The organism is Streptococcus mitis ATCC 6249 (assembly GCF_000146585.1).
Lineage (GTDB): Bacteria > Bacillota > Bacilli > Lactobacillales > Streptococcaceae > Streptococcus > Streptococcus mitis_AZ.
The window spans coordinates 1,619,060-1,633,640 of the sequence record NZ_GL397179.1; the positions used below are offsets into that span (position 1 = coordinate 1,619,060).

At 44.1% G+C, this 14,581-nt stretch carries 14 protein-coding genes and 1 riboswitch; of the genes, 4 read left to right on the forward strand and 10 right to left on the reverse strand.

Annotation, left to right across the window (positions count from 1 at the left end):
* Positions 1–5: 5 nt before the first annotated feature.
* The 9 genes from HMPREF8571_RS09535 to HMPREF8571_RS09580 all read right to left on the reverse strand — a co-directional run bounded on the left by HMPREF8571_RS09535 (position 6) and on the right by HMPREF8571_RS09580 (position 10,574).
* A complete protein-coding gene (locus HMPREF8571_RS09535) occupies positions 6–572 on the reverse strand; it encodes an aminodeoxychorismate/anthranilate synthase component II (RefSeq protein ID WP_000601901.1) in 567 nt (188 codons plus the stop codon).
* Positions 569–1,930 (reverse strand): anthranilate synthase component I, encoded by a 1,362-nt coding sequence (gene trpE, locus HMPREF8571_RS09540; RefSeq protein ID WP_000439667.1) that lies wholly within the window; start codon positions 1,928–1,930, stop codon positions 569–571. Before trpE ends, HMPREF8571_RS09535 begins: the two co-directional genes overlap by 4 nt.
* A 293-nt stretch (positions 1,931–2,223) precedes the next feature.
* Positions 2,224–3,402, reverse strand: coding sequence for a tryptophan synthase subunit beta (gene trpB, locus HMPREF8571_RS09550; protein ID WP_000208444.1), 1,179 nt, complete (start codon positions 3,400–3,402; stop codon positions 2,224–2,226).
* A 331-nt stretch (positions 3,403–3,733) separates the two neighbouring features.
* Complete coding sequence (locus HMPREF8571_RS09555) at positions 3,734–4,963, reverse strand: DegT/DnrJ/EryC1/StrS family aminotransferase (protein ID WP_001134503.1); 1,230 nt, start codon at positions 4,961–4,963, stop codon at positions 3,734–3,736.
* 42 nt (positions 4,964–5,005) lie between these two features.
* Positions 5,006–5,698, reverse strand: coding sequence for a sugar transferase (locus HMPREF8571_RS09560; protein WP_000922225.1), 693 nt, complete (start codon positions 5,696–5,698; stop codon positions 5,006–5,008).
* Between the two features lie 104 nt (positions 5,699–5,802).
* Positions 5,803–7,545 carry an ABC transporter ATP-binding protein gene (locus HMPREF8571_RS09565; protein WP_001180125.1) on the reverse strand — a complete coding sequence of 581 codons (1,743 nt, stop codon included), beginning with the start codon at positions 7,543–7,545 and terminating at the stop codon, positions 5,803–5,805.
* The gene (locus HMPREF8571_RS09570; RefSeq protein WP_000022634.1) at positions 7,535–9,280 is read right to left on the reverse strand and encodes an ABC transporter ATP-binding protein; all 1,746 of its coding nucleotides are present in this window, start codon (positions 9,278–9,280) and stop codon (positions 7,535–7,537) included. Before HMPREF8571_RS09570 ends, HMPREF8571_RS09565 begins: the two co-directional genes overlap by 11 nt.
* A gap of 206 nt (positions 9,281–9,486) precedes the next feature.
* Positions 9,487–10,122: a DUF421 domain-containing protein gene (locus HMPREF8571_RS09575; protein ID WP_000174460.1), complete on the reverse strand. Its 636-nt coding sequence runs from the start codon at positions 10,120–10,122 to the stop codon at positions 9,487–9,489.
* Positions 10,119–10,574, reverse strand: a complete 456-nt coding sequence (locus HMPREF8571_RS09580; protein ID WP_000675338.1) for a DUF3290 family protein — start codon at positions 10,572–10,574, stop codon at positions 10,119–10,121. Before HMPREF8571_RS09580 ends, HMPREF8571_RS09575 begins: the two co-directional genes overlap by 4 nt.
* 133 nt (positions 10,575–10,707) lie before the next feature.
* Between HMPREF8571_RS09580 and HMPREF8571_RS09585 the strand changes: the two genes are divergently transcribed.
* From HMPREF8571_RS09585 to HMPREF8571_RS09600, 4 genes are all read left to right on the forward strand, one after another.
* Positions 10,708–11,535, forward strand: a complete 828-nt coding sequence (locus HMPREF8571_RS09585; protein WP_000767462.1) for an exodeoxyribonuclease III — start codon at positions 10,708–10,710, stop codon at positions 11,533–11,535.
* Between the two features lie 11 nt (positions 11,536–11,546).
* Complete coding sequence (locus tag HMPREF8571_RS09590) at positions 11,547–11,933, forward strand: bleomycin resistance protein (protein ID WP_000386228.1); 387 nt, start codon at positions 11,547–11,549, stop codon at positions 11,931–11,933.
* Between the two features lie 133 nt (positions 11,934–12,066).
* Positions 12,067–12,162: riboswitch (purine riboswitch) on the forward strand.
* Between the two features lie 124 nt (positions 12,163–12,286).
* On the forward strand, positions 12,287–12,868 hold the full coding sequence (locus HMPREF8571_RS09595; RefSeq protein WP_000770432.1) for a xanthine phosphoribosyltransferase: 582 nt from the start codon (positions 12,287–12,289) through the stop codon (positions 12,866–12,868).
* Complete coding sequence (locus tag HMPREF8571_RS09600) at positions 12,868–14,130, forward strand: nucleobase:cation symporter-2 family protein (RefSeq protein ID WP_001187276.1); 1,263 nt, start codon at positions 12,868–12,870, stop codon at positions 14,128–14,130. Before HMPREF8571_RS09595 ends, HMPREF8571_RS09600 begins: the two co-directional genes overlap by 1 nt.
* A gap of 34 nt (positions 14,131–14,164) precedes the next feature.
* Here the strand turns inward: HMPREF8571_RS09600 and HMPREF8571_RS09605 are convergent, their stop codons facing one another.
* On the reverse strand, positions 14,165–14,569 hold the full coding sequence (locus HMPREF8571_RS09605) for a PaaI family thioesterase (RefSeq protein WP_000651226.1): 405 nt from the start codon (positions 14,567–14,569) through the stop codon (positions 14,165–14,167).
* Positions 14,570–14,581 lie beyond the last annotated feature (12 nt).

Below are 14,581 nucleotides of genomic sequence, written 5' to 3' on the forward strand. Positions count from 1 at the left end.
TTTCCTCACTTTACAACCTTCTCGATAAAATTCCGAATAGAAGACAAGCCATCTGGCGTTCCGATACTTTCTGGATGGTACTGGAAGCCATAAATTGGAAGGGTTTTGTGTTGAATTCCCATAATAGCCTGGTCATCAGTCGAACGAGCTGTCACTTCAAAGCCTTCTGGCATTTCTTCAATCAAAATACTGTGATAACGCATGACTGGACGACCATCCTCAATGCCTTGATACAAAACAGATGGCGCTTCAAAGCTGATATGGCTTTGTTTCCCGTGCATAACTTTTGGTGCCAAGCCTAGCTTCCCACCAAAGACTTCTGCGATAGCTTGGTGACCCAAACAAATACCTAGAATTGGCTTCTTCCCTGCAAAGTCTCGAATCATATCTTCCATCTTTCCCGCATCAACTGGCCAACCAGGACCGGGAGAAAAGACCAGACCATCTGCTTTTTCAGCTTCTTCATACAGCTTGGGATCATCATTTCTCAAGACCTGCACTTCTGCGAAATTCCCAATGTACTGCGCCAAGTTATAAGTAAAAGAATCATAGTTATCAATCAATAAAATCATGGTCTTAGTTCTCCAATTCTAGTCATAGATTTAGCCTTGTTAATGGTTTCTTGGTATTCGTTTTGGGCGATGGAGTCGTAGACAATCCCTGCCCCAGCCTGCACATAGGCTGTTTGATTCTTGAGAATCATAGTTCGGATGGCAATGGCCAAATCCATATCGCCCGTCGCAGACAAGTAGCCGATTGCTCCTGCGTATACACCACGTTTTTCTGTTTCCAGTTCATAGATGCGTCTCATAGCTCGAATCTTTGGAGCTCCTGAAACTGTTCCAGCTGGAAGTGTAGCTTTCAAGGCATCCATGGCAGTGAGTTCGGGAAGCAAACGTCCCTTGACCACGCTGGTCAAATGCATGACATAGCGGAAGAGCTCCACTTCCATATACTTGGTTACTTGAACACTTGCTGTTTCAGCCATTCTACCGATATCATTTCGTCCCAAGTCCACCAACATTCGGTGTTCTGCCGTTTCCTTTTCATCCGAAAGCAAGTCTGTCGCTAAGGCCTTGTCCTCTTCATCTGTAGCTCCTCTTGGTCGTGTACCCGCAATCGGATTGGTTGTCACGATGCCATTTTTTACAGAAACCAAACTTTCTGGACTGGCGCCGATGATCTGATAATCACCAAAGTCATAGAAATAGAGGTAATTAGAAGGATTGGTCACGCGGAGATTTCTGTAGAAGTCAAATGGATTTCCAGTAACTTCTGCTGAGAAACGCTGGCTGAGCACGCATTGGAACATATCGCCATTACGAATCAAGTCGCGAGCGGTTTCGACCATTTGCTCAAACTTCCGAGGAGCGATATGGGGTTTGAAGTCCAGCGGAGATAGATCCAAGTCTTCAAATTCATTTGAAGCAGGAATGCGTAATTCCTCAAGCACTTGGTTCAAGGTTTCTTCCAAATCTTCTGGACTGCGCTCGCTATAGAGAGCATCCTCGATGACATGGATTTTTTCCTTCTTGTGGTCAAAGACCATATAGCTCTCATAGACAAAGAAATGCATGTCTGGCGTCCCAATGGTATCTTGAGGGATTTGACCAATTTCTTCATAGAGCGAAATCATATCGTAACCCACAAAGCCAATGGCTCCCCCACCAAAAGGTAGATCTGAGTGGTGCTGGCTCTTATGAGTCACTTCATAAAGAAAATCCAAGGGATCCCGATCAATCACTTGACCATTTTGATAAAGGACTCCATTTTCAAACTGAATCTCAAAAACAGGATTATAGGCTAGGATAGAAAAACGAGCGGTTTCCTTGTCTCTCGGAATACTCTCTAAAATAACCTTGTGTTGCCCCTTTAGACGCATATAAGCCAAGATTGGTGATAAAACATCTCCATGAATGATTCGTTCCATTGTAATTTCCCTTTCAGTTCTACTTCTAGTCCGTGGCGATTGTATGAAAAATCCCCACGCAAAATAACTTGCGTGAGGACGAAATTCGCGGTGCCACCTCAATTATAGGATTTCTCCTATCTCTCATTCCTGTCTCAGAACCTTCCTGTAACAGGCTGTGCGATAAAGGGCACTCCCTTGAGAATTATGTTTTCTTCTCTCGTTTCAGATGGACCCAACCTTACAGCTTTCTCTGCTTGTTTCCAGCAACCACAAGCTCTCTGGGAAAGAAAAGACTGTAATTTTTCCATCTCTTATTTTTTAGCTTCTAGGTAGTCTGCAATAGCAGCTACGTCCTTGTCTCCACGACCAGAGACATTGATGATGATAACCTCATCTTTACTTAGTTTCGGTGCACGTTTAACCGCTTCTGCGATAGCGTGCGAACTTTCGATCGCTGGGATAATCCCTTCTGTCTTACTAAGAAGGAGCAAGGCTTGAACCGCTTCTTCATCTGTAGCTGCCACATATTCTACGCGGCCAGAATCTTTAAAGTAGGCGTGTTCTGGACCAACCCCTGGATAGTCCAAACCAGCTGAGATAGAGTAAACTGGCGCCAGCTCTCCGTCTTCCTTAAAGACTGCATAGGTCTTCATACCATCGACAATTCCGACACTACCTTTTGTCATAGTGGCTGCATGCTTGTCTGTATCCAGTCCATGACCAGCGGCTTCTACCCCAACCAATTTGACTTCTTCATCAGCTACATACTGTGAAAAGGCACCGATGGCATTGGAACCACCACCTACACAGGCAATAACGTAGTCTGGCAAACGGCCTTCTTTTTCTAAGATTTGACGACGAGATTCTTCACTGATAACCTTTTGGAATTCATGAACAATTGTAGGATAAGGATGAGGGCCTACAGCAGATCCCAAAACGTAGAAGGCTTCAAGGTCATTCATCCATGCTCCAAAGGCTGCATCAACCGCATCCTTAAGAGTTCGTGTCCCCGTTTCAACTGCGTGAACGGTCGCTCCCATCATCTCCATACGGAAAACATTGAGACGTTGACGCTCTACATCTTCTGCCCCCATGTAGACATCACAGGCCATACCAAACTTGGCTGCAGCTGCTGCTGTCGCAACACCGTGCTGACCAGCTCCTGTTTCTGCGATCACTCGTTTTTTGCCCATACGTTTGGCAAGAAGGATTTGTCCTAAAACGTTGTTGAGCTTGTGAGAACCAAGGTGGTTAAGATCTTCGCGCTTGAGATATATCTTAGCTCCACCTAGGTGGTCTGTCAAACTTTCCGCAAAATAAAGCGGTGTTTCGCGACCAGAATAATCCTTCAAGTAATGACGAAATTCTGCCAAAAATTCTGGATCATCCTTGTACTTGTCAAATGTCACTTCCAACTCATCCAACAAAGCCTGAATCGGCTCCGGTACAAAACTACCACCAAATTGTCCAAAATAACCTTTAGTTGTCATAAATTTTTCCTCTTTCAGTATTAATTTAAAGATATGAAAAAAGCCCACACACAGAAAACAATCTGTGTGAGGGCGTTGGTAACGCGGTGCCACCTCAATTATAAAGGGACTATTCCCCTTTACATCTCTGCCTTGTCTAACAACAAGTTGCACTGTAAGGTGTGCACACCGAATTTTCATTGTTTCAAATTCATTTTTAAAATCAGCCCACTTTCACTACTTCCAACCACCTGTTCACAATTCCCACAGGCTCCCTGAAGATCAAATATAGTTACTTTTCTGATTTATTGAGAATATTATATGTTATTGTTCTATCTTTGTCAAGATTTTTTTATGATTTTTTTCCAGAACCGAGGATTTCTTCGGAAATTCTCACCAAAGTCTTAACGATGTAATCAACTTCTTCATCGCTTAATTTAGTGTGAAGAGGAAGCGTAATTTCATTTTCAAAGAAGGCATAGGATCTTGGATAATCTGCCATATCGAAACCAAGGTTCTTATAGGCTGTCAGGAGAGGAAGCGGTTTGTAGTGTACATTACTTGCAATTCCTGCTTTGGCCAATTCTTGGATAATGAGGTTGCGTTCTTCTAAACTTGCTCCTTCTACATGGGTGATATAGAGGTGGCGTGAAGATTCGACACTATCAGTCTTGTGTGCCAGTGGGTGAATACGAGTACCCGCAAAACCACGATCATAGCGGTCCACGATGTCCTTACGACGTTGTAGCAAAGCTGGGTAACGATCCAATTGTACCAAACCAAGGGAAGCCATGATATCCGTCATGTTGCACTTGTAGGCTGGTGTAACGATATCGTATTCCCATGAGCCCAGTTGCATCTTGGCAAGAGCATCTTTAGTTTGCCCGTGAAGGGAAAGGATTTGGAATTCCTTGTACATTTCTTCGTCGTCAATCGCTGGATTGGCTTTCCAAGTCGCACTTCCTCCCTCAGCTGTTGTAAAGTTCTTAACGGCATGGAATGAGAAGGAAGTAAAGTCAGCGATAGAACCAGCTGGTTGTCCTTTGTAAGTAGATCCCAAAGCATGGGCACTATCAGAGACAATCACGATACGGTTAAAGGCCTTTTGCCACTTGCTAGCAGCTGTAAAGAGGTCACGTTTTTTCTCCACGACTTGGAACAAACGGTCATAGTCGCAAACAATCCCTGCAAGCTCTACTGGAATAATCACCTTAGTCTTTTCAGTAATGGCTTGCTCAAGCAAGTCATAGTCCATCTCAAACGTATCTGCTTGAATATCCACCATGACAGGGGTTGCTCCTACGTGAGTGATAACACTACAAGAAGCTGTATAGGTCATAGCTGGAACGATAACTTCATCACCTGGTCCCACTTCCAAAACACGTAAAATCAACTCAAGAGCGGCTGTCGCAGAGTTGAGGCAGACAGTCTTAGGTGTCTGTGTGTAAAGAGACAAGCGGCGCTCCAGTTCTTTTGTCTTAGGACCTGTTGTGATCCAACCAGAACGCAGGGTATCTGCTACTTCAGCAATTTCTGCTTCTGTGATATCAGGTGGTGAAAATGGAATATTGTAATTTGGCATTGATTTGCTCCTTTTATCTGTACTCATTTTCTCATGACTACTTTATTTTAGTACCTCAAACACGGTTTGAAACATGATTTTGATATCTCCAAGGAAACTAAACTCTCGGAGATAGGCGAGGTTATAGCGCATCTTTTCAGGGAGGACATGTTCGACATAGGCTTGGTCAACCGATAGGCCTTTCTCCGTCATTTGACTGATGATCGTGTCCTCATCCTTGTAGTTGATACTTGCTGGAGAGGTAATCCCTGCGGGTAAGAGCAAGGTCGCCATCATTTCAGGACTATATTGCTCTGTATAGCGCGGCACTTCAGGTCTTGTACCGACAAAGGACATTTCACCTTTAAGGACATTGACCAACTGAGGCAGTTCGTCCAAGCGCACACGGCGGATGAAATTCCCCACTTTGGTAATGCGGCTGTCGTTAGCAGAAGTCACCAGACTTCCTTTTTTATCCGCATCCGTCACCATAGTACGGAACTTCCAAATCTTGAACGGACGGTTGTACTGGGTCACGCGCTCTTGCTTGTAAATGACAGGTCCCTTGCTATCCAACTTGATCCAAATGCTCAAGATAAGAAAGATGGGAGAAGTCAAAACTAGCAAAAACAAGGCCAGAACCCAGTCCAGGCAACGCTTGAAAATCAGCGAACCCTTCCTTTTAGAGACAAGCTGGTAGTAAGACTCAACCTCGCTTGATTGCATTTCCACGGGTAAGTCTTCCCATTTCAGCATGCTGTTTCTCCTTTGTTTTTAGTATACTATTTGTCAACATTTTTCATTATACCACAAAATAGAAAAGGCGGTGCAAGAAATCTGTTATTTAGAGGAATTCTTCTTTATGACATGGCCCCTGCCTGCAAGCTATACATCTTGTGATAGGTTCCTCCCAAGGCCAAGAGTTCCTCATGGGTTCCACTCTCAATGATACGCCCCTTGTCCAAAACGTAGATACAGTTGGCATCTTGAATAGTTGAAAGACGATGAGCGATGGCAATGGTTGTCCGTCCTTTTCTCATTTTAGCCAGAGAATCCTGAACCAGACTTTCTGTCTCCGAGTCAATATTGGCTGTCGCTTCATCCAAAATCAGGATTTTAGGCTGACTGGCGACTGTTCTGGCAAAGGCAAGAAGCTGACGCTGGCCAGTAGAAAAGCTCGAACCACGCTCAGAAACGGGGGCATCATAGCCCTGCGGAAGGTCCTGAATAAAGGAATCTGCATCAACAAAGGCAGCCGCAGCCTGGACCTCTTCATCACTGAGAACTTGGTACATGGCGATATTGGACTTGATAGTCCCGTGATAGAGAAAGGGATCCTGCAATACCAGACCGATATTTTTTCTCAGCTCTTCCTGACTGTAGTTCCTGATATCCACACCATCCAAGAGAACGCGGCCTGACTGAAATTCATAAAAGCGCGTGAGGACATTGATAATCGAAGATTTCCCGGAACCTGTATGACCTACAAAGGCAATGGTTTCGCCCTTGTTAACAGAAAAGGAAATATCATCCAGAATCTGGTGTTTGCCATCATATGAGAAACACACATGTTCAAACCGAATATTGCCTTCTGTAATATTTGCTTGGCTATCCTTTTGAAGGGGTTCATAGGTCCTCTCATCAATCAAGGCAAAAACACGGCCTGCAGAAACCATAGAAGTTTGAAGGGTTGAAAAGTTTTGCGTCACCTCAATCAAGGGATCAAAGAGACGGTTGATGTACTGGATAAAGGCATACATAGTTCCTGCTGTTATTCCCAGATAAAGCCCACGGTAACCAAAGTAGGCCATCAAAACGGCGTAGCCTAGGAGTTTCAGCAAACTCATGGCAGGTCTCAAAAAGAGGGCATCCAAGGCTACAGAACGGTTGGCATAGACCAAGTGTTCTTGGTTGATTTCATCAAATTCTGCCTGCAGGCGCTTCTCTTGATTAAAGGCTTGAATAATTCTGATTCCTTCGATACTTTCTGCTAGCTTACTATTGATATCTGATAAGAGACTTCTAGTTTTCTCAATAATATTAACTGACTTTTTCCGATAGAGATTGACCAAAAGGACAATCAAAGGAAGAAAGAGCAAGACCAAAGCTGTCAAACGAAAATCCAACACCAACATGGTATAAAGGGTTGTCAGAAAGATAAAAACTGCTGAGATAAAACTGGATAAAATCCCTGAAAACATTTCGCTGATGGTCTCGGTGTCATTGGTCAAACGAGAGACGATAGAGCCAGCTGGTGTCTTATCAAAATAAGACATGCCTAACTTCTCCATATTGGCAAAGGCATCGCGACGAATATCTCTGACAATACTGTAGGACACCCTCGCAAAGAGAAGATTGCCGACATACTGGACCAGAGTTTGCAGGATATAAAGACCATAGTAGGCCAGCAAAACGGTAACGGCCAGTTGGTTAAGATTGCTGAGGTACTGGTCGATAAAGTGGGAAGCCATGAGGGGAATGACACTTTTAATGACCGTAGTCGCAAGGAGAAAACTAAGTGCCAAAAAGGTCAGGAGGCCATAAGGCTTGAGATAGGACATCAAGCGTTTCAGCACAGCCCATTGTTCTTGCTTATTCTGCATCTTCTTCTCCTTTCATTTCCAACTGCTGAGACTGATAGGTTTGGGCATACCAGCCATCCATAGCTAGCAGGTCTTCGTGTCTACCCCGTTCGATAATTTGACCATTTTGCAGAACCAAGATTAGATCTGCATGGACAACCGCACTGAGACGATGAGCCGTAATAATAGTTGTCTTGTCCTTCCGCGTCTCCTTGAGATTGTCAATAATCGTATACTCTGTCTTGGCATCCACGGCGGACAAGGAATCATCTAGAATCAAGATATCAGGGTCTAAAATCATCGCCCGACTCATGGCCAGACGTTGCTTTTGACCACCTGAGAGACTGACTCCTTTTTCACCAATCAACGTATCAAATCCCTGAGGCATGTCAACAATATCTTGGTAAACTTGGGCTAGTTTGGTGGCTTCCTCGACTGCTGAAAGGGGCAAGTTCGGATTGCCGAAACGGATATTGTCTAAGATAGAGGTCGCAAAGAGAAACTGATCCTGAGGAACATAGCCCATGAGACTGCGAAGGTCTGTCAGACGATAGTTCCGAATGTCATGCCCGTTTAGATAAATGGCTCCCTTATCCACATCGTATTCACGTAGAAGAAGTTTGATCAAGGACGTTTTCCCAGAGCCTGTCTGTCCTACCAAGCCCAGAGTTTGTCCTTTTTCCAAGCTAAAATGAATATCCGTCAGTGTTTCTTCATTTTCAAAGGCAAAGCTGTCAATAGCATATTCCAAGCGCCCATTTTCAATACTGTCCAGAGGAAACTCAGGGTCCTGTACAAGTGATTCCTGAGACAAGAGTTCCTCAATTCGCTGGTAAGAAACCTTTCCTCGCTGAGTGATATTAAAGAGGAAACCAATAGCCATAAGAGGCCAGACCAGCATATCCAAGTAGCTGATAAAGGTGACCAGATTCCCAACTGTAATCTGCCCCTCCTGAACCATCAAGGAACCGACCAAAAGGGTTAAAACATAGGAGGAACCAACAAACAAGAGAACCATGGGGTCAAAGAGACTATCGTACTTCATGGTTTGGAGATTCTTTTGGAAGGTCAATTCATTTACTGCTTGAAAGGACTTCAACTCATCCGCCTGATAACCGAAAGACTTGGTTACTTTGATACCTGATACAGACTCCTGTACCTTATTATTGAGTTCAGAAAAGGCTGCTTGGGATTCTCCGAAAGCCTTATGAGTCTTTCTCCCTAGACGACTGGTCGCATAAGCCATAAAAGGCAAGGGAAGAATAGCAACCAGAGTCATCTGCCACGAAATGCTAAAAAGCATGGTCAGCAAAGTCACCAGCGCCGTGATGGAAGCATCCACTGCTGACATGACTCCTCCACCTGCAAGACGAGTTAAAGCATTGATATCATTGGTGGCGTGTGCCATCAAGTCCCCGGTCCGATAGGTCTGATAAAAGGCTGGCGACATTTTTGTGAAATGCTTAAACAAGCGAGACCGCATGATCTGCCCCAAACGATAGGAAGTTCCAAGGATATACATGCGCCAAACATAGCGCAGATAGTACATCCCAAAGGCTGCCAGCAGTAGATAAAATAGATTAAGAAGGAGGTCCTGCTGGGTTAATCGCCCTGATGTAATGGCATCAATCACCCGTCCCATGACCATGGGGGGAATAAGGTTGAGGACGGAAACCAAGACCAAGGCCACAATTCCGACTAGATAACGGCGTTTTTCTAACTTGAAAAACCACCAAAGTTTTTGAATAATGGACATAAAATCCCTTTCTGATTGCAAATGGAAACCTGAGGCCAAGACTCAATGAAAATCAAAGAGCAAACTAGGAAACTAGCCGCAGGCTGCTCAAAGCACTGCTTTGAGGTTGTAGATAGAACTGACGAAGTCAGTAACCTACATACGGCAAGGCGACGTTGACGCAGTTTGAATTTGATTTTTGAAGAGTACAAGACCTCAGGTTTTTCTTATTCGTAGGTGACGACTGTGACGGCACCCTTGTCATACTCAGCGATAAAGATATTGGCAACATTGTCATGACCTTGTTTGCTGAGGTTATCAAGCAGCCATTCCTCACTACGGCCTATTGATTCCAAAACTTCGACTTGGATCACACCGTCTGTGACAACAGGATACTTGGGATTCTCATCTCCCATTTGGACTACGATGAGTTGACCGTTCTGCTCCTGCATAGCGCGTTTGACTTGTTTCATTTGGAAAATTCCTTGGCTACGGAGCTTAAGAGCTACGTCCGCTGCAGATAAACCAACCGAACGACAGGCTTCTGGATCAATCTTCCCATTTTTGATGAGCAGGGTTGGTTTCCCATCAATCAAGCGTTTCACAAAGTGAACATTGTTGTTGAGCCATTTAAGAGTCAAGACCAGAATGGTCCATATAATCAGGATAACTGCATACTGAAGGATACTGATGGAGCTATTGTAAATCACCCCACCGATGATGCCCCCGAGTACATAGTTCTGGATTTGATCTATCGCTGAGTTAGGCGCTAGATTGCCCTTTCCGGTCACATTGATCACGAAAACCAGCGAAAAGAGACCCAAGACTAGTTTGATTAAAATTTCCATATAATTGAGTGTCATTTGTTCACCTCCACCAGTTCAATCGCATCTGTTTTATACAATTCGACTTTCTCTAAGAGATACTTGTCTGGCTCACTTCCGTTTAGGGCACGATAATAGCGATCTCCCACCTTGAGGAGTGCTCCATCCGTGTCTGCAGAAGTATTGACATAGACCTCTGACTTGTCTACTCCCAAGTCTTTGGAAACAACCTCGATGAAATGAAGTGAAGCCTGAAATTTATTGTTAGAAACTTGATTGTTTTGGTAAGTCGAGATACTAATCAAAAGGAGAGCCAGTAAGGTCAAGGCTGAAATCATGACCAACTCACGAAACTTGGTGCCCTTTTTATCATGGTAAGCCTTAAAAGCAAAAAATCCTGTAACAGCTAATAAGACGATTCCAAAGCCAATCATGATCCCATTTTGCTGACTGATTTGGCTGAGTACATAGTCATAAGAATAGAATTTCATGTATTTTCACTCCCTTTCATAAAATCATTCTTCATTATAAACGAAAGAGAGTAATTTTTCAAACCATACGTTGGGGAAATAGAGCTTTTTTTGGTATAATATAGTCTATAATCTCAATGAAAAAGGTAATGTTATGAAACTCATCTCATGGAATATTGATTCCCTCAACGCAGCCCTAACGAGCGACTCTGCTCGCGCCAAACTGTCACAGGAAGTTCTACAAACCTTAGTAGCTGAAAATGCCGATATTATCGCTATCCAAGAAACCAAACTTTCTGCCAAGGGTCCTACAAAAAAACATCTGGAAGTTCTCGAAGAACTCTTTCCAGGGTATGAAAATACTTGGCGTTCTTCCCAAGAACCTGCCCGCAAAGGCTATGCTGGAACCATGTTCCTCTATAAAAAAGAGCTGACACCAACCATAACTTTCCCAGAAATCGGCGCTCCATCAACCATGGATGTCGAAGGTCGCATCATTACGCTGGAATTTGACGACTTCTTCGTCACTCAGGTCTATACACCTAATGCTGGTGATGGACTCAAACGCTTGGATGATCGTCAAGTCTGGGACGCTAAATACGCTGAATACTTGGCAACACTAGATCAACAAAAACCAGTCCTTGCGACGGGTGACTACAACGTAGCCCACAAGGAAATCGACCTTGCAAATCCTGCCAGCAATCACCGTTCACCTGGATTTACAGACGAGGAACGTGCTGGGTTTACCAACCTTTTGGCAACTGGATTTACCGACACCTTCCGCCACATTCACGGTGATGTCCCTGAGCGTTACACGTGGTGGGCACAGCGCAGCAAGACTTCTAAAATCAACAATACAGGCTGGAGAATCGACTACTGGCTCACTAGCAACCGCGTGGCTGACAAGGTGACCAAGTCTGACATGATTAACTCAGGTGCTCGTCAAGACCACACGCCGATTGTCATGGAGATTGAACTCTAAGGAGAAAACAAATGGACTATCAAGCTGTCATTCCTGAATTTGTAGTATCTGACCTCGAAAAGTCACGCCACTTCTACTGCGACTTGCTGGGATTTTCTATCGAATACGAGCGTCCAGAGGAGAAATTTCTCTTCCTCTCGCTTGAAGACTGCCAACTTATGCTAGAAGAAGGCAGCACAGAAGAATTAGCCCAACTAACCTATCCTTTCGGGCGCGGTGTCAATATTTCCTTTGGCATTGAAGATGTCCCTCAGCTCCACCAAAAACTGCTGGAAGCTGACTATCCTATCCATCGTCCGCTGACCAAGAGAACATTTCGTGTTGGGGATCATTACATCTATCCTCATGAATTTGCAGTCTTGGATCCCGATGGCTATTTTTTAAGATTTAGCGAATAGAAGAACAAAAGGCTACAATACTTTCTAGCGTTGCAGCCTTTTATTCGTTCGCTTTTATGATCTATTTACTAACAAAATATTTGATTTATAAAGTTAATTGGTGTAAAATAAAAACATTGGCAACAGCCTATTTAAAATTGAATATCATTTCACTTGTTTATGTCGTGAATTGGCACGACGTTTCTACAAGGTGCCGGAACACCTAACAATGAGTAAGTCTGTTGAGGGTATGTTTTTAGACATACCTATTTTGAGGGCTTGCTTATCTGTTAAGTAGGTCCTTTTTTCTAGCCCTTTTTGAGATGATAAAGGCGATAGAAAAACACAAAAGAGTTTAGACTTCAGGAGGTCTTATGAAATTATTAGAAGAGCGCATCCTTCAGGATGGGCATATCTTGGGTGACAACATCCTCAAGGTAGATTCCTTTTTAACCCACCAAGTTGACTATCGTTTGATGCGGGAGATTGGTAAAGTTTTTGCGGAAAAATTCGCATCTGCTGGAATTACCAAGGTTGTAACGATTGAAGCTTCAGGGATCGCCCCAGCTGTTTTTACAGCTGAAGCCTTAGACGTTCCCATGATTTTCGCAAAGAAAGCTAAAAACATCACCATGAACGAAGGCATCTTAACTGCTGAGGTTTACTCCTTTACCAAACAAGTGACCAGCACGGTTTCCATCGCTGGAAAATTCCTCTCACCTGAGGACAAGGTCTTGATTATCGATGATTTCCTAGCCAATGGACAAGCTGCCAAAGGCTTGATCCACATCATCGAACAGGCCGGAGCTAAAGTCGAAGCCATCGGTATTGTTATCGAAAAATCCTTCCAGGATGGTCGTGATTTGCTTGAGAAAGCTGGCTATCCAGTTCTATCACTCGCTCGTTTGGAACGTTTTGAAAACGGTCAGGTCGTATTTAAGGAGGCAGATCTCTAATGCAACAACAAGAAAAACACTCACAAGCAGCCGTTCTTGGCTTGCAGCACTTACTAGCCATGTACTCAGGATCTATCCTAGTTCCTATCATGATTGCGACAGCTCTTGGCTATTCAGCTGAACAGTTGACCTACCTAATCTCCACAGATATCTTCATGTGTGGGGTAGCCACCTTCCTCCAACTCCAACTCAACAAACACTTTGGTGTTGGACTACCAGTCGTTCTTGGAGTTGCTTTCCAGTCAGTCGCTCCTTTGATTATGATTGGTCAGAGCCACGGTAGTGGGGCCATGTTTGGTGCCCTTATCGTATCAGGAATCTATGTGGTTCTGATTTCAGGCATCTTCTCAAAAGTGGCCAATCTCTTCCCATCTATCGTAACAGGATCTGTTATTACGACCATCGGACTAACTTTGATTCCTGTCGCTATCGGAAATATGGGAAATAATGTTCCAGAGCCAACTGGTCAAAGTCTCTTGCTTGCAGCTATCACTGTTCTGATCATCCTCTTGATCAACATCTTTACCAAAGGATTTATCAAATCTATCTCTATTTTGATTGGCTTGGTCGTTGGGACTGCTATTGCCGCTACCATGGGCTTGGTTGATTTCTCCCCTGTTGCGGCAGCACCACTTGTCCATGTTCCTACTCCCCTCTACTTTGGGATGCCAACCTTTGAAATCTCTTCTATCGTCATGATGTGTATCATCGCAACGGTTTCCATGGTGGAGTCGACTGGTGTTTACCTAGCTTTGTCAGATATTACCAATGACCCAATCGACAGCACGCGCCTGCGCAACGGTTACCGCGCAGAAGGTTTGGCCGTACTTCTCGGAGGAATCTTTAACACCTTCCCTTACACAGGATTTTCACAAAACGTTGGCTTGGTCAAATTGTCTGGTATCAAGACCCGTCTGCCAATCTATTATGCAGCTGGTTTCCTAGTCCTTCTTGGGCTCCTTCCTAAGTTTGGTGCCCTTGCCCAAATCATTCCGAGTCCTGTCCTTGGTGGTGCCATGCTAGTCATGTTTGGTTTTGTTTCCCTTCAAGGGATGCAAATCCTAGCGCGCGTTGATTTTGCTAACAATGAACACAACTTCCTTATCGCAGCTGTATCAATCGCCGCTGGTGTAGGTCTAAATAACAGTAATCTCTTTGTCAGCATGCCAACAGCCTTCCAAATGTTCTTCTCAAATGGAATTGTCGTAGCCAGCCTACTCGCCATTGTTCTCAATGCCGTATTAAATCGGAAAAAGAAATAAACAAAAAAGAGGTGTGAGCCTCTTTTTTGTTTATCTATATCCTTACCTGTCTCTCATCTGACCGCTTGCCTGTGACAAACATGGTAAAGGTTGCCTTACAGACATTTTTACCCTCTTGATTGCTGATATCTACATCCACGACACAGGTTGTACGGCCTTGATGGACACATTCTCCTTTTATGGTCAACACATCTTCGCGTTTCCCTGCCTTGAGGTAGTTGATGGAGGATTGGAGCGTCACTACGTCTAGTCCTAGCGAGATGAGCACCAATCCACTAATCTGATCACAGAGGGTAAAGAGATAGCCACCATGGGCATTGCCATAGTAGTTGAGCGACGAGTCCACTACTTTGGTCGTCACCTCAACGTGGCCATCTTTCATCTCTTTAATTTCATAATTTTCAAAAGCTGATATAGCGTCAAAATGAAAATCTTTCATATTTTCCTCCTA